This window comes from Shigella sp. FC1661 (genome assembly GCF_001712525.1).
In the GTDB taxonomy this organism is placed as follows: domain Bacteria; phylum Pseudomonadota; class Gammaproteobacteria; order Enterobacterales; family Enterobacteriaceae; genus Escherichia; species Escherichia coli.
Map to the genome: position 1 here is coordinate 1 of NZ_MDGW01000515.1, position 319 is coordinate 319.

Annotated in this window: 1 pseudogene; it reads left to right on the forward strand. The window is 50.5% G+C overall.

Features of this window, described 5'->3' with window-relative positions:
• Positions 1-220, forward strand: a pseudogene (locus tag BFF42_RS21450) (IS3 family transposase); the annotation flags it as partial.
• Positions 221-319: the final 99 nt, after the last annotated feature.

Below are 319 nucleotides of genomic sequence, written 5' to 3' on the forward strand. Positions count from 1 at the left end.
CGAACAATGGCGACAACAATTCCCTGTTGAAGCGATGTGTCGGGTACCTGGTGTATCCAGGAGCGGTTATTACGACCGGGTACAGCATGCCCCCTCAGACAGAAAACAAAGTGATGAGCGGCTAAAACTGGAGATTAAGGTGGCACATATCCGCACTCACGAAACATATGGAACCCGGCGGCTCCAGACGGAGCTGGTAGATAACGGAATTATCGTCGGTTGAACCGCCCCGGGTTTCCTGGAGAGTATTTTATCTGTGAACTCAGGCTGCCAGATCATCGTTTCCGATGGAAGCATAATAAGCTTTTTCTGCTTCTGC